We start from the raw sequence: 23,217 nt of genomic DNA, 5'->3' as shown, positions 1-23,217 counted from the left end.
TAATGTGAAATAGAAAAGTGGAGGCGACTCGTCCTGCTCCGACAGCATAAAACCAGTACTAATATAGTTGATTTTTAACTTTAATAGTCATGGGCTTATGACCTCGAGGGTCAAGTCACTGGATTTAGACATTTAGAAATATAGATGGTGTGCTAAAGCCTAGAAATATAGGTAATTCTTATAGAACTAATGCATGCTTATGTTCAATAACGGGGTGGCTACGGCGATCCCGTTAATTCAATTAAATAAAAAGCAACCCAAATGAAACAGGACCGCACATTTTAGACATATATAAAATGTGTGGCCCTTTTATTATAGTTGAACTAACTAACCTTAGTATAAAGATAAAGTGTCATTTTGTTTGTCAATTTATCGATATGCACCTCAAAACAGAACGTTTGGTATTACTCTGTTTGTTTTTTTGTTAGTTCATTACTGAATTTCTGAGACTGTTACAATTGCTTTTCCAAGGTTGGCTCCTTTGAAAAGACTTAGAAAAGCTTCAATTGTATTGTCAAAGCCTTCTGTAATGGTTTCTTCATACTTTAATTTGCCCTCTTTAAGCCAACCCGCCAATGCTTGGATACCTTCATCAAAGCGTGATGAATAATTGCCAACCGTAAAGCCTTGCATTAATGAGCTCGTTTTAATTAGATAGGACTGAACGCGTGGTCCGATATCCTCAGTTTCGTTATTATAGGAGGAAATGGCACCACATACCGGAATTCGAGCAAAGTTATTTAATAAAGGATAGACTGCGTCTGTCACTTTTCCCCCAACGTTCTCAAAGTAAACATCAATTCCATTCTGGCACACTTCTTTAAGGGTCTCACCAACATCTTGAGTTTTATAATTAATTGCTGCATCAAACCCGAGTTCTTCCACCAAGTACTTGACCTTATCGGTTGAACCGGCAATTCCTACCACTCGGCAGCCTTTAAGCTTGGCAATTTGACCGACTATTGATCCAACTGCGCCGGCAGCACCAGATACAACAACCGTTTCGCCCGACTTTGGTTTACCAATGTCTATTAAACCGAAATATGCTGTAAGTCCAGTCATTCCTAGCACACTTAAATATGAAGAAGCAGGTGCAATGGTTGAATCTATTTTACGAACGGTTGTTTCTTTTGCAATGGAATATTCTTCCCATCCTAAAGAACCTAAAACAAGATCTCCCTTTTTAAATAGGTCTGATTGAGACTCTTCAACCTGGCCAATTACACCACTTGAAATAACCTCATTTAATTGGAAGGGTGGAATGTAGGACTTCGTATCGTTCATACGCCCCCGCAAATAAGGGTCAACTGAAATATAAACGGTACGGATTAGTAATTCACCTTGTCCTGGTTGGCGAATTTCAGTTTCTCTTATTTCAAAATTCTCATGTGTTGGCATCCCTGTTGGTCTATTTTTTAATAGTATTTGTTTTGGCACTGTATGAGACTCCTTTTTCCCTAAATTTGAATCATATTTACTATATATTAATCACTTGATAAATCAAAAAGAATTGCTAGTGTCTTTAGTATTTGTTTTTTTACCGGGTTCATACTGAACTTTGTAGTAATCCTCTTTTTTTGGTGAATTTTCCTTGTAAGGATATAAGAATGGGAGTTTCATAATGGAAGGACTTGATTTACCTTTTCTGTTCTATTCTATCTCATTATTACTTGACTAATATTAAATAGGATAATCAAAAAAACATTAACTAAAGGTGAGCGTTTCTTCTATTTAAGCAATTGATTTAAAGGAGATAAATGCTTATGCCACAACATTATGAGATTATTATGAGGACATTGCTAGCATTTTTTATTTTGTTTATCGGTGCCAAACTTTTAGGAAAACAAATTATTGCTGAAATGAATACCTTTGATTTTATAGGAGCCATATCTATAGGAGGTATTATTGCCAATTTAGCATTTAATCTAAATATAAAAATACATCATGCAGTCATCGCTTTTATTATTTTAGTATCAATCATTATAATTGTTAGCTATATTTCAATGAAAAGTCGAATTGGAAGAAATTTATTTGCTGGAAATCCAACAGTAATTGTTGAAAATGGAAAGATTTTAGAAGCCAATATGAGAAAAATGCGTTATTCTCTAGACTATTTAAATCAACAATTAAGACAAAAAAGTATTTTTAACATAGAAGAAGTTCTTTACGTTGTAGTTGAAACAAATGGTAGAGTATCTGTTTTACAAAAACCCCAATATCGTAATGTAACAAAACAAGATTTAAATATACCGACTACACCAGAAAGTAAGCTCCCAATCGAGTTGATTATGGATGGAGAAATGATAGAAAACCTAAGACAAAACAAGCAGAGATATACCAAAACAATATTTACGTGGTTTTCCTAAATAATAGTCAAGTATTAAGGTAGTAAAGTTTTGAAGTAGAGATATTCAATTAATATCAAACCAAGGAACATCAGGCGGACATGACCCGAACTTAAATGTTTTCGATATCGTTTTAGGAAAACAAACTACAAACATCGGTTCATTGAAAACATGAAATAAGAATGCAAACCAAGGAATCGAACCTACTAATTGGGTCCCAATGGAAGGAAGCGATTCAGATCCAAATTCTGAAAAAATCCGTTCCTATGATGGAGATAAGGATTTGCTTGCAGCTGCTAATGCTGTAAAAAATACTTACAATAAAGGAAAAGTTGTTGAGGGGATTATCGGTTCTGCGGATGTTTGGAATAATGAAGAGGATTGAATTAATTGGTTCCATTCAAATTATCATACATTTGTAGAAGAAATGGAAGGTGCAGCTGGTGCACAAATTGCTAAAGAATATGAAGTACCATTTTTAGGTATTCGAATCCTCTCCAATAATAAAACTAATGGCGGCAAATCAACCCGAATACAGCAGCAGCCAACCAAGAATTATTTATTGAACTAACGCATGCGTTAGTTGAAAATCATGAGTCACAGAGGTGGCTCATTTTTTATTAAATATATTGCAGTATTGTTGAACAAGAAAAGGATTTTTTACCTGAAATCTATAATATAGGATTGTTATAGGTTTATTAATAATAAATGTGACTTATAAGAGGTGTGTTTATGTATAGCCAAGAGGAAAGAGAATGGTATTTTATCGATATCGTAAATAAGCTAAAGAAATCAGATTTGATAGAAGGTATTGTCCAATTAGGTTCTGGTGTAATTGGGTATAAAGATCAGTATTCTGACATTGATTTAATGATATCGACAGATGATGATGTAGTAAGGGTGAAAAAAATCGTTCAACAATCACTTCGTGATTTGGGTACTTTTTTTATTAAGGAGGTTACTCTTCGAAAAGATATCTATTTACTTATTGCTTTTTTAGAAAACGGACTTGAATTCAATTTGTCTGTATTAACGACAAAAGCCTTAAATGTAAAATCACCTTTGTGGAAAATCATCTATGATCGCACAGGTAATGTAACAGAGATAATGAAGAATGAACATGAAATCTTTATCGAAAAACCCTTAAAATATCCAATTGATGATGATATTGCTTTCGAATTTTTATACTTCCGAAAAAAATTCAACACCGAATTAAAACGAAATAATTTAATTTATGCGTTGCAGATGCTTGAAGCAATGAGAAAACTCACGCTCCATATTCAAGCTTTCAACGAAGAGAAAAAGTTACATCAATTCAAGGCATACGAAACATTAAATCCTGAATTTATAAACGTTTTTCTTGGTACATATCCTAGTGAAATCACAATCGAATCCTTACAAGACTCCTCAGAAAAATTAGAAGAACTATTTTTTAAAATCATAAACCAAAGCAAAGTGTTTTCGAAAGATGAACAACTTATTAAACTTCTAAAGCAATAATTTTAACATCGAACTCGTAGAAGTTTATGCAGCTAACGCATGCGATACTTCAATAGAAGATCGNNTGGCAGTTTAGTTTAATAAGGAAATTGTAAATTTATGGTGTAAAATACATATAAACATACTCGAATTGGAGAAGAGAAATGGACAATGGGATTGAGCGAATTTATAGTAAGTCATTTTCTGAAAAGGGATTGAACAACGTTATTAAGTGGGAAGTACAGCCAATAAAAGATCAACAATTAATAAAGATTAAATTTATTAATAAAGGTTCATTCCATAGGCAAGGAATATGGCTAAAAACAGATGTGGGTATTGAAATACCAGCACTTAGTGAAGAAATCTATCCGAGTATTAATTTATGGGAAGACACTTCTCCTAAGGAGATTATTTGCAAATGTCATTCGAAAAATGGATATCTAAGTTTATATAATATCTGGGATAAAGGCGATGGAAGGCAGTCGCAGTCATACTCATCGGGGATGATTGTTGAAGAGAAAGAAGGTAATTTTATTTATAACTGTAATGACTTTGGTTTTGAAACTAATTTTGATGACTTGGTTTTTTCAATCGAAAAACTTTAGGCACTTTATGCAACTAACGCATGCATTAGTTGGATAAAACGAGCCGCTTATATGCGGCTTTTTTTATTGAAGTAAATGACAGATTAGTTTAATAAGATTAACGGAAGTTATAAGAGATAACAGAGAAATAAGCAAATATTTTATTTCTACTATGCGTCCTTTTTTTGTTGTATATGGTAAAATATGGTAATAATTATCATGGGAAGTGGGGGGCATTTTGAGAAAATATTTAGGTATTGTTTCCATTCTTGTACTACTCATTGCGTGCTTGATTTTTAAAATATTTATCTATGGAAGAGTAGGGGCTAGGTATGTGCCATTATTCCTAAGTGCTTATGTCTTATCAGCAATTTGTTGTTGGTTCAGTTACCGAGGTATCTGGAAGGTCATTGCTGCGATCATTCTCCTCTTTATCCTAGTATGTTGCATCTTTATTGCAATAGGTCTTAACAACTCAAACTTTGGAACATAAACACTATCGGAAAGAAGAAAAATCAGTAAAAAATTCACAATTTTTCCTTCTTCAACTGAAGCTTAAGTCAAAAAATGGATCTGAGCTTATTAGTTTTTTTTAGATTGATTCTGAATGAGAGAAAAAGGATATTTAGCTTTCCTTATGTAACTAAATGATGCATTAGTTGAGCAATATGATCGGCTGTTTAGTCGATTTTTTTTATTCAACAAAATGGCAGTTTAGTTTAACAAGGATTTCTAAATTCAACTACCGAATTTATATAGTTAGAAATGGGGTCGAATACGAAAATGAATGAAATTCTGGAGGAAAGTGTGTTAAAAAAAGTAACAAATGCATATGGACTTAGTTTGAGTCTGCTTACTCATGTTAGTGGCGTTGTAAATGATGTTTATCAATATCCAGCACAAAATGGACATCCTTCACGGATTGTACGTTTGACACATAAGAAATGGCGTAATGAAAAAGAGTCATTTGCAGAGCTACACTTCATGAAATATCTGTTTGATAATGGCGTTTCTGTTCCTCAGATACTTCCATCAAAAGCAGGGAAATGGGTTGAAAATGTAACAGGTGGTTATCACGCCTCGATGTTCACCGAAGCACTCGGCCGAATTCCTACTGAAGAAGACTGGAACCAGAAAATGTTTGTCAATTGGGGACGAATCGTTGGACAGATGCACTCGCTAACCCAATCCTATGTCCCTCTAAATGATGTTAAACGCCGTGATTGGAAGCAGGAAAATTGGATGGATATGATGCGACATCTACCAAATAAAGAGCCGATTGTTCGGCAAAAAGCTAATGAGTTGTTAAATTGGTTAGAGACTCTTCCAAAAGATACGAAAAACTACGGTCTTGTCCACTGCGACCTTCATGCACATAACTTTTTTGTCACGAAAGATGGATCGATTACGGCGTTTGACTTTGATGATTGTTGCTATCATTGGTTCGCTTTTGACTTTGCCATTATTCTTTACTCGGTCATTGTAAGATACAACAGACAAGATAAAAAGTACGATACTCTTGAAGATCACGTTTCCTGGTTCCTCGACTGGTTTCTAAAGGGCTATCAAGAGGTACACATCTTCGAAAACTGGTGGCTAAAAGCAATGCCGAACTTATTATCTTATATTCGCTTGCTCTATTATAACGTTTGGCACCAACGTAATGACTGGAAAACGATTGATGGGGAATTAAAGACGAAATGGTTACGTATGAAAGCAGAAATTGAAACAGATGCACCTTTGACAAATTATTCATTTTGATGCTTATGCAACTAACGCATGCGTTAGTTCAATAGCAAGAACCATTTAAAGTGGTTCTTTTTTTGTTATTAAATGGCTTATTGTTAATAACATTTGAGTTATTAAGGGAAGATAACACCAGAGGTGAGTAGAAAATGAAGATGAAAGTGATGATTTTTATGTTCATTATGATGTTATCTTTCGGATCGATTGTAGGATACGCGCAACCTAAAAATTGTCCTGTGTTAAGTGACTTAGACAAAACATCAATGAAGAATCAAAAAGAGGTAATAGAAGCCTTAAATACCTTAATACCCAAAACTTATCGTACAGGCATAGAGGATCTTCCTGACATTTATACGAAATGGAATGTAGTTACGGCGAAGCCATTCCCCAAAACAGTTGGTGTGAAAGAAGAAGAAGATTATTTTGGAATGGCAAAGTACTTTTGTGGGAAAGAAATTGCTGAAAAATCATGGCTTGTCCGATTGGATTTCCCAAAAGCACCTGGAGCTAACTTAGCCCAAGGTCAAATATTTTTAGCTAAAAGTAAAGAAAAAGGATGGTTTGTTTGGTTTCGATACCATTAACCTTATTCAACTAAAGCATGCGATAGTTTAACAAGTTTGGACTGCTTCTTTAAGAATGGCTTATAACTCAAAAAGCATAATAGTACCCCATAAGAAGAGCATTTTTCTAAATAAACAAAAAAGATTAATTTATATGTAGGATTTTATACGAAAAAAGTAGAAGAATAGGAGTACGAAACCTTCCAAACCCCTTGGAATATCAACGATGTATAAAAGCCTGTATATCGTGAGAAAAAAGATAAAAGCCAATCCCTTCTACGCCAAGGGATTGGCTTTTTGTATACTTCCGTTAAGATTGATATGGGATATACATAAATACATTTTGTCGAAAATATTAAAAAGGATAATTTTTCTATATGAGGAACTAATAATTTAATAATTGTATGCCAATATATAGTAGAAATCTTAATCTAAACTAAAGGAGAACAAAATGGGAAAAAACAACAAAGGCTTTTCCGAAACAGGATTGCGCAAAATACGAAAAGTACTGGAGCAGCATGTCGATTCCGGAAAGATTCCTGGACTCGTCGCCTTAGTCAGCCGAAACGGCGAGACGCACGTCGAAGCGCTTGGAACAATGAGGCATGATGGTAGTGCACCAATGCGTCGGGACACAATCTTTCGATTGGCATCCACTAGCAAGCCGATCGCAGTTTCGCCGGTAATGGTTCTACTTGACGAGTGCAAACTACATTTGGACGAACCAATAGACAAATGGCTGCCCGAACTCGCCGACCGGAAGGTGTTGAAACGGCCCGATGGTCCGCTGGACGAGACCGTCCCAGCACGGCGTCCTATCACTATACGAGACCTGTTGACCTCCACATTCGGGCTCGGAGTGGATCTCACATTGATAAGTTCTCCAATCATGACCGCGTTCTTCGAGAGTGGAATATTCGACATGCCAGGGCAGGATATGCCCGATCCAGATGAGTTTATGCGTCGCCTAGGTGCACTTCCGCTAAGCTATCAGCCCGGAGAGCGATGGCAGTATCATATTAGTATCGAAGTGCTCGGCGTGCTTGTTGCCAGGGTCACTGGTCAGACATTCGAGTCGTTCCTGCGCGAACGCATCCTCGATCCACTGGGGATGAAGGACACCGGCTTCTACGTGCCTGAGCGCAAGATTGACCGGCTTCCACCTGCCTTCAACCCCGATCCGCAGACAGGTGAGTTCATCGTATGGGATGAGGGTGCAGGTGGACGCTACAGCAAACCTCCAGCATTCCAAGCAGGCGGCGGTGGGCTGCTCGCAACCGTCGACGATTATCACGCGTATTTGCAGATGTTGTTGAACAAAGGGATACATGGAACCAAACGGATTCTGTCCCGACCTGCAGTCCAGCTGATGACCACCAACCGTCTCACTCCTGAACAACAAGTATACCGAGACCATTTGGCCAAAAACAACGTCCATTTATCGTTTGGACAAGGGATACAAGGCGGCTGGGGCTTTGGGATGGCGGTGCGTACCTATCTTGGAGACTATGCGTCCATTGGTCAGTTCGGCTGGGATGGCGGAACAGGTACTTCCGCTTACGCTGATCCAGATAAACAGCTTACTGGAATTCTGTTCACCCAGGTTGGGATGTCCACTTCGGACTCATCGCATCTTATCCAAGACTTCTGGACCACGGTCTACCAAGAAATCGAAGACTGAAACCGAACTTAGGTATTGTTTGAAGGGGTATCGTCCTGGGAATGCGAATTTGCAATGTTAAAGAACAAAAATGTATCAGTAGGGTATCTTTAAAAGATAAATGATGTCTGGACCATCCCTTGGATGGTCTTTTTTACATACGAGACCAGAGAACTACCGATAAGTTTCATTATGTAAACTAGATTGACCTAAGATTTCATGTAAAAATAGGCTAGTTCTTGTTCAACTAACGCATGCGTTAGTTACATAAAGAAAAAAGGAACTTCGTTTCATGCGAAGTTCCTTTTCTCTTATTCAATCGGTCGCTCAGCTGGATAATCGATTGAATTTGCAATTTCAACTAATACTTCAGGCGTTACAATATCGGCTACCCTTCGATCGATACTTAACTGATATTGCCAATTCTCTCTTTCGAAAACCAACAAATTAAACCCGTCGTAGCTACTTTTTCGATTCGTATGTTTCATCCTACCTAATTCGTACAAGGTCGCAGGTTTTCCGTTCTTTAATTGATAAGTACCCAGAACCGTTCTTCCATTGAAATTTATTTTGTGAACAATCGGTCGAATAACAATCATGTAATGATTTTTGGGTACTTTATCATTTTTTACCTCTACTTCAAAAAGATCATTCATTCCATCGCTCGTATGTTGAAATCTTCCGAAATAATGTGTAAAGCTAATAGGAGGAACCCTTAATGGTAACTTGAGTGGTTGTTTAAATTGATCTTCAAATTCAGCAGAAGCTGCTTCGATTGTTTTGAAACCACTTTCTGGATAAAACTCTTCTAGGGGTTTGGGTTTATCCGATGATGTAGCAAATTCTACTTTATTATTGAATGTAAAAATTAACGCAAAAATCATCACAAACCTAAGGGATTTGATTAAACTCATTGGTCTGCTCCTTCCAGTAAATTAGGAGTAGTATTTCCAACATGTTTCATAATAATTTTATACAGAACTAAAAAAGGCTTTTATGCAACTACGCATGCAATAGTTGAACAAAAAAATAAAGTTATTGGCGATGATGATGGACTCCTTTTTAAGTATTTGGTAGTTAGTTTGAAAAAAGATAATTAGATGGGATGGATAGGTAGCTGTTTCAGGAATTAACCATCTGGTCAGAAAATTAAAATGGACCCTGCAGAAGCTATAAGTGGAGAGAATAATGCACCAAGAAATGGCTGAGGCATCAACAATTGAACAGAAACAACTGTTGTTGTAATTTGGTTAGAACAAACGTAAAAAGGCAACATCCCAAAATTGATGATGTTGCCTTTCTTTTTTAATGAGCAAAGCGATTATATTCTAGTAAAGTCCCTTGCAGCTATTAATACTTTTTACAGTTTACCTTTTAATTAAATTAGCAGGGATTTCTCCTTTTAACCCAGATACGAGATTAGATGCAGCTAACATCGCCATTTTAAAGCGAGTTTCGTAAGTGGCAGAGCCGATATGCGGTAAAGTAACAACATTCTTCATTGAAACTAGAGGATTATCCATATTAATTGGTTCTTTGACAAATACATCTAATCCTGCACCATAAATTTCACCTGTCTGGAGAGCATGAATTAAAGCCTCCTCATCCACCGTTTTCCCTCTTGAAGAATTGATAAAAATCGCTGACTTTTTCATGAACTTAAACTCTGTTTTACCCATCATCTTTTCAGTCTCAGGTGTAAGTGGGGTCATTAGACAGACAAAATCAGATTTCTTGAGCAGTTCTTCCATAGAACAGAAAGTGGATCCATATCTCTCTTCTGCATCTCTATTTCTCGAACGGTTGTGGTAAAGAATTTCCATATCAAACCCAAAGTGTGCCCTTTTGGCAACCGCAGAACCAATTTCTCCCATGCCAATAATTCCTAAAACTTTATGATGAACATCTACCCCAAACCACTGTTCTACTAGGCTCGATTTCCACTGCCCTTTTTTCACCCAACGATCTAATTCCGGTATCCTTCTAGCAGTAGACAGGATTAATCCCATAATGGTATCTGCGACTGTATCATTCAATACTTCAGGGGTATTGGTCGTCATGATTCCGCGTGCTGATAATGCTGCTAAATCAAGATTATCGTAGCCAACTGAGATATTACTTACAATTTTTAATTGGGGAGCCTTATCTAATAAATCCTTATTTACTTTCAACCCGGAACCTAATATCCCATTCGCATATTTTAACTCACGAAGGAAATCAAGTTGATTATTAGAATCCAATTTCTCAAAATAAACGATTTCGCAAGTTTCCTGGATAAAATTTAATACTTTTTGATCTACTTTTTTATAGATGATAACTTTCGGTTTCATGAGAATCCTCTTTCTGATTTAATTAATTCTAAATTCATTATAACCGCATTAAATAAAATATGCCGTTCAAAAGTTTTACCCTTCTTTTCCTTTTAGCTTAGTAAGTTACCCTGAGTTACCTAGCAGTCCAATGACTTCCCATTGTACTAGGGGCAAGTAATGCAACATCCAATATAACAATTAACATGACAGTCGCAACAACAGTTTGCAATACTGGTAATAAAATAATAAGCATTAAACCACTCATTAATCGGTTTATGCTATATGCTCTTCCTGCAGCGGCCCGAAGCGACATCGGGAAAAAAGTTATTATTGGTATCATTGCGTTCATTGCCTCCCCTTGCTGGGTTTTAGCTGAGGATATCTGCGGGGGAAAGGACATTAGTTCTGATGATTGATTTGGAAGGATTGAAAGATAATGCTGAGAAAAATAATCGAAAAAAACTATTGAAAAACGCTTTCAATCAGTCTATACTGTTTATAAATCGATTTACTAAATCGGTTTATTATTAGGCTAATCCTTTTCAAAATTTGTCTATTAAGCAAACCTATTTTTTTAACAGTTTACTAAACCGGTTTATTAATCGAGATACAGCACTATAATTACATCATAGAAAGGATCTTGGCAATGAAAAATGTGATCGTCCCATTGAATGCTTTTGATAGTGTGGAAGTTATAAAGAATGGACAAGAATCCTTTGTAAAGCTGATAGCGGAATCCGGAGCGTTTGGAATCGAGGTTCGCCGTGAATTGCTGCCGAAACCAGTCCAAGAAAGACAGCTTGAGCTTATTCGAGATGAAATTGAGGTATACAGACTTTTTACCGTCTATTCTGCTCCGATTGAATTATGGAATGAAAATCACCAGCTAAACAAAGAGGAATTGACCGAAGTTTTTCAGGAAGCAATCGCCCTTGGTGCTGACTGGATAAAGGTATCGCTTGGCCATTATCATCGGGAAGATTCCGAAATTGTCAAACTCAATAATTTTTTAAACCAACACCAAGGATTTCAATTACTGGTTGAAAATGATCAAACACTATATGGCGGAAACGTCGGCAGATTAAAAACCTTTTTTGAAAGCGCTAACGTTCTCAATGTTCCAGTCAAAATGACCTTTGATGCTGGGAACTGGTATTTCACTAGCCAAGATGCGGTGGAGGCTTTACACCAGCTTGCCCCTTATGTGATTTATCTTCATTTAAAAAATGTGGAAAAAAAAGGTGATGAGCTTATTACTGTGCCGCTCGAAAAGGAAGGGGAGCAGATTTGGAAAAATGTCATGCAGTATTTTCCTGGCGGCATGACGAAAGCGCTCGAGTTTCCAATTGAGCCTAAAGAGAAAACGAAAGATTACATTCATCTGCTCAACAAATTCATGTTAGAAAGTGAGGGTATATCCTGAACCAGTTTGATGTGATTACCTTTGGCGAAGCGATGGGGATGTTTATTGCCAATCAGACAGGCCCACTTCATACTATTGACCAATTTATGCTTGAGCTTGCGGGTGCGGAAACCAATGTGGCGATCGGACTGGCACGGCTTTGTCTTCGGGCTGACTGGGTCAGTAAAGTGGGCAATGATGCGTTTGGAAAATTCATTACCGAACGTCTTCATAATGAAAACGTTGACATCAGTCAAGTTCTGACCGACGACCATTATCCAACCGGTTTTCAATTAAAAGCGAAGGTGGCAGAAGGGGATCCTGAGATTCAATATTTCTTGAATGGGTCCGCGGCAAGCCAGCTGAAAATCGCAGACTTTCCTGAAGCCTATTTTCAGTCAGCTAAGCAAATGCATCTGACAGGAATTCCTTTTGCGATCTCCAAACAGGCAAGGTCATTTGCCAAACATGCTCTATCGTTTATGAAAAAGAACGGCAAAACCGTTTCCTTTGACCCAAACTTAAGACCGTCCCTATGGGTTTCAAAGGAGGAAATGGTCGGGGAAATCAACGCAGCAGCCTTTCAAGCCAACTATGTCCTTCCGGGAATTACTGAGGGTGAAATTTTAACAGGCTATACAGATCCGCGTGATATTGCTTCCTTTTATTTAGAAAAAGGCGTTGAGCTTGTTGTGATCAAGCTTGGTCCTGAGGGAGCGTTTTATAAAACCGCTCTAGAAGAAGGAACAGTCCCGGGTATTAAAGCGAAAAAGGTTGTGGATACGGTGGGAGCAGGTGACGGTTTTGCGGTTGGAGTGATTAGCGGTTTGCTCGAGAAGCTTGCACTGGAAGAGACGGTATTAAGAGGAAATGTCATTGGAGCATTGGCTGTTCAGACACCTGGGGACTCCGACGGTTATCCAACGAAACCCGAATTAATAGATTTTATAAAAAAACATGTAGAAACAGTCGTTTAATAAACAGATTTACTTGAATTAAAAGGAGAGTTAACCATGTTTTTCTCAAACATTCATGCAAATGAAAACATCGATAAAAAATATCCCAAACCGATTGCCAAGGCTATTCAATATTTAAAAAACAAACAAGATGAGTTTATCCATATGGAACCCGACATTTATCCAATTGAGGGGGAGGATATTTTTGTTCAGGTGTTCGACCGTAAGACAATGGTAAAGGAAGAGGCGAAGCCGGAAGTGCACCGCAAATATATCGAAGTGCACTATTCAGTGGAAGGAAAAGAACGGGTCGGATTTGCCGTCGATCTAGGGAATAACCCCGTAATAGAAACATTGTTAGAGACGAAAGATGCGATCTATTATGGAGAAGTTGAAAATGAACATGAAGTGATTTTTCAACCTGGCGATTATTTCGTTTTTTTTCCAGAAGACGTTCATCGGCCGATATGGGAATATGGTGGAAGTACAATGATACGGAGAGTTGTTATCAAGATTAAAGAATCTGTTATGTAACCGTTATCATTAAAAAGAGTGGACACATTTAAAGGAGGATAATTAAGATGAAAAGTGAACTTAGCAAGTTACACAATAGCCGGTGGAAACGTATTCTACCTCCATTGTTAATCGTTTGTATCATTGCTTATATGGATAGGGTTAATATCAGTTTTGCGATATCGGGCGGAATGGATAAAGCCTTGGGTATGACAGCCAGCATCGCTGGACTAGCATCAGGCATCTTCTTCTTTGGATATTTATTTTTACAGGTTCCAGCCGGACAAATTGCAGCGAAGCGGAGCGGAAAAAAGGTCATATCGATTATTGTTCCTATTTGGGCAGTCATTTCTATCTTAAGCGGTTTGTGTACCAATTCGACTCAACTGCTGATTCTTCGTTTCATCTTGGGAATCGTTGAAGGCGGAATGCTGCCGGTTGTTCTTACAATGGTTTCTAACTGGTTCCCGAACGAGGAACGAGGCCGTGCTAACGCATTGGTCTTGATGTTTGCTCCAATTGCGTCGATTATCACCGGACCAATTTCGGGTTACATTATTTCTTTCTCGAATTGGCGTTTCATGTTTATTTTGGAAGGAATCCTTTCTCTTATTGTTCTTATTCCATGGTTGATTTTAGTGAAGGATCGTCCGGAACAAGCACCTTGGATTAGTGATGAAGAGAAAAAATATATTTTGGATAGTTTAAAAGAGGAACAAAAAACACTGGCAGAGGAAAATAATATTAAACAGGCATCACTGAAAGATTTGCTCCCGAACACGGCTATGTGGAAATTAATCATCTTAAACTTCTGCTATCAATCAGGGGATTACGGCTTTTCGATGTGGCTGCCAACTACACTGAAGAAATTAACGAACAGCGGGATGGGCATGGTCGGCCTTCTTTCAAGCTTACCATGGATTGCCTGTATTGCCGGGATGCTGCTCTTCTCCAAACTTTCTGACCGAACTGGCCGCAGAAAAGAATTTGTGGCATTACCGCTTATTGGTTTTGCGTTATGCTTGTTACTGTCGACTACGATACATGCTAATGTGTGGATTTCTTACATTTTCTTAATCGGCGCTGGATTTTTTGCTAAAGCAGGAGGTGTGGTATTCTGGGCAATTCCATCCCGTATCTTTAGCAAAGAGGTGGCAGGCGGTGCCCGAGGTGCCATCAATGCTCTTGGAAATCTTGGTGGATTCTTCGGACCTTACATTGTTGGCTTCTTAATTCAGTATTTTAACTTTAATACAGGTATTTACACTTTAGTTGTCTTACTTTTTGTAGCCGCTTTCATCGCAGCTACATTACCAGCCATCGTTCAGGCAACTGTTAAAAAGGAACAAAGTAAGCTTAAGCAAACAGTATGAGACTTTTTATCAAAATACATTTATGAAAAGGATGATGGAAGATGACTCAATTGAACTGGGGGATTCTTGGACCTGGAATTATCGCAAAAGAATTTGCAAACGCTATTATAGATGTAAATGGCAAGATAGCAGCGGTAGGCGCCAGAAACCTTGAAAAAGCGCAAAGGTTTGCGAATGAATATAATATTGATCGTGTTTACGGCAGTTATGAAGACTTATTAAATGACGATGATCTTGATATTATTTATATTGCAACACCACATACTTTCCATTATGAATGGATCATGGAAAGCCTAAAACGAAACAAGCATGTTCTTTGTGAAAAGTCGATTACAGTAAATGGAGGGCAATTAAAGGAAATCGTTGACTTAGCCACTGAGAAGAATTTAATCGTTGCAGAAGCAATGACCATTTACCACATGCCAATCTATAAAAAGTTACGTAATATTTTAGACTCTGGACAATTAGGAAAGCTAAACATGATTCAAGTATCTCACGGTAGTTATAAAGAGCCCGACCCCTCAAATAGATTCTTTAATCCGGATTTAGCGGGTGGTGCCATGCTTGACATTGGTACGTATGCCCTATCGCTTTCAAGGTATTTTCTTTCTGGACAACCTAATGAAGTTTTAACGACAGTCAAAAAGTTTGAAACAGGTGTAGATGAGCAAGTAGGAATTTTACTTAAAAATGAAGCAAATGAGATGGCCGTTATATCCTTGACATTGAGGGCAATAATGCCAAAGAATGTGATTATTGCTGGAGAAAAAGGTTTTATTTTAGTAGAAGATTATCAAAGACCTACAAAAGCAACGATTACTTTTACAGAAGATGGTCATGTAGAAGTCATTGAAGAAGGTGAAGCAGAAAAAGCATTCCAATATGAAGTGGAAGCTATGAATAATTATGTTCTAAATAAAAATGAGAATCATACTTTGAAATTGTCTGTCGATGTCATGAATCTTATTGATGAGGTTCGCAAACAATCTGGTGTCTCTTACTCCTTTGAATGAACGGTAAAAAGAAGAATCGCCCAGGCCCCCTAATCTTCTAGCTGCTAGATAACGGAACTATGACTTTAAAAAAAACCCCAATTTTCCTATGCTAAGGAATGATTGGGGTTTTCATTTTTTGTTTAACTATACCTGTTAGCGAAATAAATCACAGTTCTAAAATTTTTGATAACAGTTTTTTTAGGTTCAACAATTGCATCAGCCTCGGGCGTAATCGGCAGTTCGTTTGAATTACTCTTCATTAGGGTGGACGCCTGTATAAAGGACAAATTGCTCCAATGCTTGGATAGCGAACACTGCTGCCTCTGTAATAACTTTCTTTCCCCTCATTCTTGCAAGACGGATCAATGGTGTTCCCCTCAAGCTCTACAACAGATGACCAAAAAGTAGGTTTTGTCCAAAGAACGAGTAAATATCTAGCTAAAGATTTACTAGTGCTGTGCGTATAGTTAAGTCTAAAAGTAGCTAGTACTTCCTTGAATCAGTTATGTAGAAAGATCGTTGGAATTCCTGAGAAAAATGAAAAAGTTCGTTTGTAACATCATTACACACAATAAACACCTTCCTTTCCACCTTATTACAGTAAGAATAGCGTTTTTTAAGTTATGGGGGTCATGATTTTCCTTAGCTTGATCGGCCATGTGGTTGGACCTAAATATGCTCTTCCTGCAGCAGCGGCCCAAACAGATATCGGAAAAATTTCTTCACTTAAAGTGATGATAAGCATTGGCAAAAATATTGCTGACAATTATTTAGATGAATCCGGCTAATATAATAAATGAAGGGGAATTTGCTCGATAAATTCAATTAATGGCACGGAAAGAAAAAGGGACACTTGTATCGACATTGTTTTCAGTGTGGAAGTCCTATCAAAATGTTATTGTTGGGTATCATTGCGTTCATTGCCTCCCCTTTGTGGATTTTAGCTGAGGATACCAGCAGGGAAAGGACATTAGTTCTGATTATTGATTTGGAAGAATCGAAAGACAATGCTGAGAAAAATAATCGAAAAAACTATTGAAAAACGCTTACAATCAGTTTATACTGTTTATAAACCGATTAACTAAACCGGTTTACTAAATCGGTTTATAAACAAAACTAATCTTTTTCAAAATTTGTCTATTAGGCAAATTTATTTTTTTAATAGTTTAATAAACCGATTTATTAATCGAAATACAGCACTACAATTACATCACAGAAAGGATCTTGGCAATGAAAAATGTGATTGTCCAATAAATGCTGGAAAACATTAATAAATCTTTTCCAGCAGAGATTGTAAATGCGCTAGAATTTCCAATTGCTCCAAAAGAAAAAACAAATAAATATATCCGTTCGATTTCGGACATAACCAGAGATAGGGAGGTTTTATAATGGAGAAACTAGATGTAATAACATTTGGTGAAGCAATGGCAATGTTTATTGCGGACAAACCTGGTTTTTTACATGAAATAGATCAATTTACGAGAGAATTGGCCGGTGCAGAAACCAATGTTGCTATCGGACTTACGAAACTTGGCCTTCGTTCTGGCTGGGCAAGTAAAGTAGGCAATGATGCATTTGGGAAATTTATTATCAATAGGCTTAAGTGTGAAAACGTTGACATAGAACATGTTTTAGTTGATGACCGTCATCCGACCGGATTTCAATTAAAATCAAAGGTAGTTGAAGGCGACCCTGAGGTCCAATATTTTCGAAAGGGTTCTGCCGCAAGCCATTTATCTGTCGATGATTTCAACGAAAAGTATTTTCAATTAGCAAATTTCCTTCATATGACGGGGATTCCATTAGCCATCTCGGAACAGGCAAGAGCTTTTGCGAACCATGCGTTATCATTTATGAAAAAGAATGGCCGCAAGGTTTCTTTTGACCCAAATTTGCGCCCATCTCTTTGGGCATCGCAGGAGGAAATGGTGGAACAAATCAATAAAACTGCGTTTCAAGCTGATTATGTCTTTCCAGGGATAGCCGAGGGTGAGCTGTTAACCGGTTATAAAAATCCAAGTGATATCGCTTCTTTTTACTTAGAAAAAGGTGTTGAGCTTGTGGTAATTAAGCTTGGAGAGGAAGGGGCTTTTTATAAAACATCATCAGAAAACGGAATCGTTCCAGGCTTTAAAGTAGAAAAAGTCGTGGATACGGTTGGAGCGGGCGATGGGTTTGCCGTTGGAGTCATCAGCGGATTGATTGAAAGTTTATCTATCTATGAGTCGGTATTAAGAGGAAATGCGATCGGTGCTTTAGCAGTTCAAACACCTGGGGACAACGATGGCTACCCGAGCAAACGAGAATTACTAGATTATATAAAAAATAACTTACAAGGAGTGGAGTAAAAATGAAACAAACGATTGCAAAGCAAAGATGGATACGCCTTATTCCAATTGCTTTCATCACTTATAGCCTCGCTTATCTTGATCGTGCCAATTATGGATTTGGTGCAGCATCTGGACTAGCGAAGGATCTTCACATCACACCTGGTATCTCTTCATTACTTGGTTCTTTGTTCTTCTTAGGATATTTCTTTTTCCAAGTGCCTGGTGCCACTTATGCAGAAAGAAAGAGTGCGAAAAAATTAATTTTTTGGTCACTGATTTTATGGGGTGGTTTAGCTTCTGCTACTGGATTGATTAGCAATATTAAATTGTTATTTGTGATTCGTTTTGCTTTGGGCGTCGTTGAAAGCGCTGTTATGCCATCGATGCTTGTGTTCTTAAGTCACTGGTTTACAAAAGCTGAGCGGTCTCGTGCTAATACCTTTTTAATTTTAGGAAATCCCGTAACAGTATTGTGGATGTCAATTGTATCAGGTTATCTTCTTAACTCCTTTGGCTGGAGATTAATGTTTGTTTTTGAAGGAATTCCAGCCATCATCTGGGCATTCATTTGGTGGAAAATCGTCGATGATAAACCGAAAAATGCAAAATGGTTAACTGAGCAGGAAAAATTTGAGTTTGAACAACAGTTGGAAAAAGAACAAAAAGGCTTAAAGGTGGTTAAGAATTATGGTGAAGCCTTTAAATCAAAACCTGTTATTTTACTAAGCATCCAATATTTTCTTTGGAGCATTGGGGTCTACGGGTTTGTAATGTGGCTTCCAACGATTATTAAGGCAGCACCTAATATGGATATTGTGGAAACAGGCTGGTTGTCGTCCGTGCCGTATGTTTTAGCAGTTGTTTTAATGCTGGTAGCTTCTTATTTCTCTGATAAAACATTAAAACGTAGCGCATTTGTTTGGCCATTCCTATTAATTGGCGCGGTTGCCTTTTATTTCTCGTATTCTATTGGAACAAATCATTTTTGGATTTCCTTTATCCTTTTAGTCATCGCAGGCGGTGCGATGTATGCTCCGTATGGTCCATTCTTTGCGATTATTCCGGAAATCCTCCCACGTAATGTTGCTGGCGGCGCAATGGCATTGATTAATAGTATGGGTGCATTAGGTTCGTTTGTTGGCTCTTATGTTGTAGGTTACTTGAATGGCGCGACTGGCGGATTTGGTGCTTCTTATATCTTTATGGCGGGATCGCTATTTCTTTCAGCAATCTTAACTGTTTTTGCGGTAAACGCTTCTAAAAAGCAAAGTAAGGACTCTGATATTAAAGTAATTGCATAAAATCATGAACAGCTTTAGATGTCACTCTAAGCCTGTTGGCTATTAAAGGAGAGATTTTTATGAGTGTAGAGGAAATCAAAAGTAGAGCAGTGGTGGCTGTGATTCGAGGTGCGTCGCTCGATTCAATTGTTCCGATAGGTGAAGCATTGAAGGCAGGCGGAGTCACAGCGCTTGAAATTACGGTGGAAACTCCAAATGCGCTGGCCATTATTGAAAAAGCTTCCGATGTATTTGGGGATGAAATGTTGGTAGGGGCCGGAACCGTCCTTGATGCAGAGACTGCAAGAGCGGCGATTATGGCGGGATCGCGGTTTATTTTTTCACCGACGGTAAATATAGAGACGATTCGCATGACAAAGCGATATGGGGTCATCAGTGTTCCAGGCGCCTTTACGGCGACGGAAATTTTAAACGCTTTTGAGAATGGGGCTGATGTGATTAAAGTGTTCCCAGCGGGGAGTGTCGGTCCAGGTTATTTTAAATATATTGCCGGACCGCTGCCGCAGATTCCGCTCATGCCAACGGGTGGGATTAACTTAGTAAATGCAAAGGATTATATCTACGCTGGTGCCGTTGCAGTAGGTGTAGGCACCTCATTGGTAGATCCAAAGAAGACTTTAACAGATGCCTATTTATCAGAAGTCAAAGTAAATGCACGGAAACTGATGGAGGAGGTTCAGGCAGCCAGAATGCTAAGCGCATCTATCTCTTAACTGGAAAATTGGCAGATTTATCTTTATAATGAAGTCATTATGCATGTTGAAAGAGGAAGATAGTATGGAAAAAGTAACGATGGCAGATGTTGCAAGAGAAGCAGGCGTATCAAAAAGTACAGTTTCACAGTTTATAAATAAACGGTTTGAATATATGGGCGAAAAAACAAAGCTAAAGATTGAAGAGGCGATTGACAAGCTTGGCTATCATCCAAATTATATTGCTAAAAGTCTAAAGCAAAAGCGAACCTCCATGATTGGAATAATTGTGGCCAATATTATGCATGATTTTTCAAATGAGGTTAGCCGTTCTATCGAAGATTTTTGTAATGGACATGATTTACACGCCATCGTATGTAATGCAGATGATGATCCTGAGAAGGAAAAGCGATATATTGAAATGCTGCGGGCGAAGCAGGTGGATGGCCTGATTATTTTTCCTACCTGCCAAAATAATGAATTATATGAACGCATGATTAAGGAAGGCTACCCTGTTGTGTTTGTCGATCGAAAAGTAGAAAACCTGGATGTGTTTTCGGTGATTACGGACAATACCGAGTCTACTTATAAGGCGATCCACCATTTAATTGAGAAGGGACATCAAAATATCGCATTTGCAGTTCAGCAGCTTATGGTTAGTACGCGTAGAGATCGATTAAAAGGATATAAACAAGCCTTGTTGGAGGCTGGCTTAAACATTAACCCAGATTTTATTTTGGAAGCAGCAATCCCGGATATGAAAAGCAAATTAGAAAAACTTTTTTCATTAGAGGAAAAACCAACTGCTATTTTTGCTGCAAATGATCGTGTTTTTTTAGCAGTAATGGATTTTTTAAACGAAAAGGGACTCAAGCTAGGCAAAAATATAGATCTGATTGTTTTTGATAATATTCCTTTTGCTCATCTGTTGGAAACTCCTATTTCTTTCATTGTCCAGCCAGCCTCGGAAATGGGGAAAAAGGCCGCCGAATTGTTGTTTGATCAAATTAATAAGGTAGAGAAAAAGCCTAAAGAGTATGTGTTTCCTAGCAAGATGGTGTAGTCAGTGCCTAACACCATCTAAGCTTGGTTCAAACTAGTAGCTTTCTTAATTGAAATACAATGACGGCTGGAGTACAATCAAGATAAATCGATTTAGTAAATCGGTTTATCTAATATAAAATAAGGAGTTAAAACCATGAAAATACAATTAGCCTTGGATCGGCTGCAAATCGCCGATGCTATTAATTTGACGAGAATCGTCGAGGATTCAATCGATTGGGTGGAAGTTGGAACCTCTTTAATCAAGGAATTCGGGATGGCAAGTGTTAGAGAGTTGAAGCAAACTTTTCCACACAAAACCATTGTGGCTGACATGAAGACAATGGACAATGCCCGTTATGAATTTGAAATGGCTTTTGAAGCAGGAGCCGATATTGTGACCGTAATGGGTGTTTCTCCGTTAGTAACTATTAATGCCTGCATGGAAGTCGCAGCTCGCTACGAAAAGAAGGTCATGTTTGATTTATTGAATACAACAGAAGACCAAGTTAGGGAATTATTAAACTATCCTGACGCCATCTTTTGTGCTCATGTAAGCAAGGATGAGCAAGAGGAATCAGGTGCACGGAATAAGGGGATAATGAACAGTACTCTTTTTACTGGTACCTCGATTCAAATCGCTGCAGCGGGAGGGATTACGATTGATTCACTAGCCAAATTAAGAAAATCCCTAAATCCATCAGTAGTGATTGTCGGCTCAGCAATTACTAAAGCAACTAATCCGAAAGAGGCAGCAGCCAAATTGAAACAGGCAATTATGGAGGGAGAATAGAACATGTTAGTGATTCCAACTATTTTAAGTGAAGTAGAAACCGTCCTAAGTCAGGTGGAGGAGGAAGAGCTTCGCGAATTGGCTACCCAGTTGCAAAAAGCAAAGCGGATCTTTATCATTGGCGAGGGGCGCTCGGGGTTAATGGCCAAATCATTCGCGATGAGATTAATGCATTTGGGTGCAAATGTATATGTTGTAGGTGAAACCATTACTCCTTCGATAGCCGAAGGTGATATACTCGTAGCCGTTTCAGGTTCCGGTACCACGAAAAGTGTAGTCTGGACAGCTGAAAAAACACAATCATTGGGATGTTCGGTTATTGCCGTTACGACCAATCCGGAGTCTTCCCTTGCTGCTGGAGCCACCAAGATCCTGCATGTACCTGCAGCCACAAAGTATCGTCGCGAGAATGAACTGAAAACGATACAACCACTTGGCTCATTATTCGACCAATGTGTCCATATTCTTTTTGATACGATTTGTTTACTTTATAGTAATCTGAATGATGTGGACCACACTGCGGCATTTGGGCGACATAGTAACTTGGAATAGAACCATATAATCAAAAAAGTTAAAGAACTTGGAACCGCATATCTAAGATTTCCATGTTCTTTAATAGGAGTAATAAGAATCAACTCTACACAAATATGCCATTATTTTAAAATGTTTTGGCTGATGAAATCCTTTAAATAAAGTATTAAATGAAAAGAACTCATTAAGTATTTTATTGAAAGTCAAGCAAATGAGTAAAAATATTTATAATTATGAGTTTTTATTTAGTGACACACATTATAATACAAAAAAAGAAGGATAGAAAAGCAGTAGTAAAATCTGCTATTTCTATCCTATTTTTGTACTATAAATGACCTCTTTTACAACAACAATATTTTTAGGATCTTATAATACGAACGCATGCGTGTGCGGCCGAGCCTAGGTCGTATCATATAGCGGGTGGGATTCCCGTCGAGAAAGAACTAGCCATTCACTCGTAGCGAGTCTTGGAGGGTTAAAGGTAACTTTAATCTTTAAGCGTAGACAGTTAGGTTGCGGGCCGAAAGCCAAATGGTTGAAGGGATTGAGCTTCGAAATGTTAGTAAATCGAGAGGGCTGATGCCTTACGCATAGCAGAAAG

At 38.0% G+C, this 23,217-nt stretch carries 22 protein-coding genes and 1 pseudogene; 19 read left to right on the top strand and 4 right to left on the bottom strand.

From position 1 onward, the window contains the following. Nucleotides 1-432: 432 nt before the first annotated feature. The gene (locus CN514_RS02505) at nucleotides 433-1,437 is read right to left on the bottom strand and encodes an NADP-dependent oxidoreductase (protein WP_098231229.1); all 1,005 of its coding nucleotides are present in this window, start codon (nucleotides 1,435-1,437) and stop codon (nucleotides 433-435) included. A 326-nt stretch (nucleotides 1,438-1,763) separates the two neighbouring features. Between CN514_RS02505 and CN514_RS02500 the strand changes: the two genes are divergently transcribed. The 7 genes and pseudogenes from CN514_RS02500 (at nucleotide 1,764) to CN514_RS02470 (ending at nucleotide 8,398) form a co-directional block, all read left to right on the top strand. Then, nucleotides 1,764-2,366, top strand: coding sequence for a DUF421 domain-containing protein (locus CN514_RS02500; protein WP_098231228.1), 603 nt, complete (start codon nucleotides 1,764-1,766; stop codon nucleotides 2,364-2,366). A 52-nt stretch (nucleotides 2,367-2,418) separates the two neighbouring features. After that, nucleotides 2,419-2,969 (top strand): annotated as a pseudogene (locus tag CN514_RS02495) (5'-methylthioadenosine/S-adenosylhomocysteine nucleosidase); the annotation flags it as partial. A gap of 108 nt (nucleotides 2,970-3,077) precedes the next feature. After that, nucleotides 3,078-3,845 (top strand): hypothetical protein, encoded by a 768-nt coding sequence (locus CN514_RS02490; RefSeq protein ID WP_098231227.1) that lies wholly within the window; start codon nucleotides 3,078-3,080, stop codon nucleotides 3,843-3,845. 143 nt (nucleotides 3,846-3,988) lie between these two features. Continuing rightward, nucleotides 3,989-4,429 (top strand): hypothetical protein, encoded by a 441-nt coding sequence (locus tag CN514_RS02485; protein ID WP_097975223.1) that lies wholly within the window; start codon nucleotides 3,989-3,991, stop codon nucleotides 4,427-4,429. Between the two features lie 744 nt (nucleotides 4,430-5,173). After that, nucleotides 5,174-6,169 carry a phosphotransferase enzyme family protein gene (locus tag CN514_RS02480; protein WP_098231226.1) on the top strand — a complete coding sequence of 332 codons (996 nt, stop codon included), beginning with the start codon at nucleotides 5,174-5,176 and terminating at the stop codon, nucleotides 6,167-6,169. A gap of 134 nt (nucleotides 6,170-6,303) precedes the next feature. Next, entirely contained in the window at nucleotides 6,304-6,738 is a 435-nt protein-coding gene (locus CN514_RS02475; RefSeq protein ID WP_286141511.1) for a hypothetical protein, read from the top strand. 430 nt (nucleotides 6,739-7,168) lie between these two features. Beyond that, complete coding sequence (locus CN514_RS02470) at nucleotides 7,169-8,398, top strand: serine hydrolase domain-containing protein (RefSeq protein WP_098231225.1); 1,230 nt, start codon at nucleotides 7,169-7,171, stop codon at nucleotides 8,396-8,398. 290 nt (nucleotides 8,399-8,688) lie between these two features. Here the strand turns inward: CN514_RS02470 and CN514_RS02465 are convergent, their stop codons facing one another. The 3 genes from CN514_RS02465 to CN514_RS02455 form a co-directional block, all read right to left on the bottom strand. Beyond that, nucleotides 8,689-9,291 (bottom strand): hypothetical protein, encoded by a 603-nt coding sequence (locus CN514_RS02465; RefSeq protein WP_097974489.1) that lies wholly within the window; start codon nucleotides 9,289-9,291, stop codon nucleotides 8,689-8,691. Nucleotides 9,292-9,744: 453 nt separating this feature from the next. Further along, a complete protein-coding gene (locus tag CN514_RS02460) occupies nucleotides 9,745-10,707 on the bottom strand; it encodes a 2-hydroxyacid dehydrogenase (RefSeq protein WP_097974487.1) in 963 nt (320 codons plus the stop codon). 115 nt (nucleotides 10,708-10,822) lie between these two features. Continuing rightward, complete coding sequence (locus tag CN514_RS02455) at nucleotides 10,823-11,038, bottom strand: hypothetical protein (protein WP_097974485.1); 216 nt, start codon at nucleotides 11,036-11,038, stop codon at nucleotides 10,823-10,825. Between the two features lie 297 nt (nucleotides 11,039-11,335). Between CN514_RS02455 and CN514_RS02450 the strand changes: the two genes are divergently transcribed. From CN514_RS02450 to hxlB, 12 genes are all read left to right on the top strand, one after another. Next, on the top strand, nucleotides 11,336-12,112 hold the full coding sequence (locus tag CN514_RS02450) for a sugar phosphate isomerase/epimerase family protein (protein WP_098231223.1): 777 nt from the start codon (nucleotides 11,336-11,338) through the stop codon (nucleotides 12,110-12,112). After that, complete coding sequence (locus tag CN514_RS02445) at nucleotides 12,106-13,068, top strand: sugar kinase (protein WP_483294968.1); 963 nt, start codon at nucleotides 12,106-12,108, stop codon at nucleotides 13,066-13,068. The genes CN514_RS02450 and CN514_RS02445 overlap by 7 nt, the downstream gene beginning before the upstream one ends. A 36-nt stretch (nucleotides 13,069-13,104) precedes the next feature. Beyond that, complete coding sequence (locus CN514_RS02440) at nucleotides 13,105-13,581, top strand: NanQ anomerase/TabA/YiaL family protein (protein WP_097974480.1); 477 nt, start codon at nucleotides 13,105-13,107, stop codon at nucleotides 13,579-13,581. Between the two features lie 47 nt (nucleotides 13,582-13,628). Beyond that, a complete protein-coding gene (locus CN514_RS02435) occupies nucleotides 13,629-14,933 on the top strand; it encodes an MFS transporter (RefSeq protein WP_097974478.1) in 1,305 nt (434 codons plus the stop codon). 41 nt (nucleotides 14,934-14,974) lie between these two features. Then, nucleotides 14,975-15,946 carry a Gfo/Idh/MocA family protein gene (locus CN514_RS02430; RefSeq protein WP_097974477.1) on the top strand — a complete coding sequence of 324 codons (972 nt, stop codon included), beginning with the start codon at nucleotides 14,975-14,977 and terminating at the stop codon, nucleotides 15,944-15,946. Between the two features lie 614 nt (nucleotides 15,947-16,560). Beyond that, nucleotides 16,561-16,716 carry a hypothetical protein gene (locus CN514_RS25485; protein ID WP_176525767.1) on the top strand — a complete coding sequence of 52 codons (156 nt, stop codon included), beginning with the start codon at nucleotides 16,561-16,563 and terminating at the stop codon, nucleotides 16,714-16,716. 600 nt (nucleotides 16,717-17,316) lie between these two features. Then, the gene (locus CN514_RS02420; RefSeq protein ID WP_097974475.1) at nucleotides 17,317-18,276 is read left to right on the top strand and encodes a sugar kinase; all 960 of its coding nucleotides are present in this window, start codon (nucleotides 17,317-17,319) and stop codon (nucleotides 18,274-18,276) included. Nucleotides 18,277-18,278: 2 nt separating this feature from the next. After that, a complete protein-coding gene (locus CN514_RS02415; protein WP_097974473.1) occupies nucleotides 18,279-19,559 on the top strand; it encodes an MFS transporter in 1,281 nt (426 codons plus the stop codon). A gap of 59 nt (nucleotides 19,560-19,618) precedes the next feature. Further along, nucleotides 19,619-20,272, top strand: coding sequence for a bifunctional 4-hydroxy-2-oxoglutarate aldolase/2-dehydro-3-deoxy-phosphogluconate aldolase (locus CN514_RS02410; RefSeq protein WP_097974472.1), 654 nt, complete (start codon nucleotides 19,619-19,621; stop codon nucleotides 20,270-20,272). Nucleotides 20,273-20,336: 64 nt separating this feature from the next. Then, nucleotides 20,337-21,314, top strand: a complete 978-nt coding sequence (locus tag CN514_RS02405; RefSeq protein WP_097974470.1) for a LacI family DNA-binding transcriptional regulator — start codon at nucleotides 20,337-20,339, stop codon at nucleotides 21,312-21,314. Between the two features lie 135 nt (nucleotides 21,315-21,449). Continuing rightward, nucleotides 21,450-22,085 carry a 3-hexulose-6-phosphate synthase gene (gene hxlA / locus CN514_RS02400; RefSeq protein WP_097974469.1) on the top strand — a complete coding sequence of 212 codons (636 nt, stop codon included), beginning with the start codon at nucleotides 21,450-21,452 and terminating at the stop codon, nucleotides 22,083-22,085. A gap of 3 nt (nucleotides 22,086-22,088) precedes the next feature. Next, the gene (gene hxlB, locus CN514_RS02395) at nucleotides 22,089-22,637 is read left to right on the top strand and encodes a 6-phospho-3-hexuloisomerase (protein WP_097974467.1); all 549 of its coding nucleotides are present in this window, start codon (nucleotides 22,089-22,091) and stop codon (nucleotides 22,635-22,637) included. Nucleotides 22,638-23,217: the final 580 nt, after the last annotated feature.

Source organism: Bacillus sp. AFS001701, from assembly GCF_002559405.1.
In the GTDB taxonomy this organism is placed as follows: Bacteria; Bacillota; Bacilli; order Bacillales; family Bacillaceae_G; genus Gottfriedia.
This window is presented reverse-complemented; position numbering and strand designations above follow the sequence as displayed.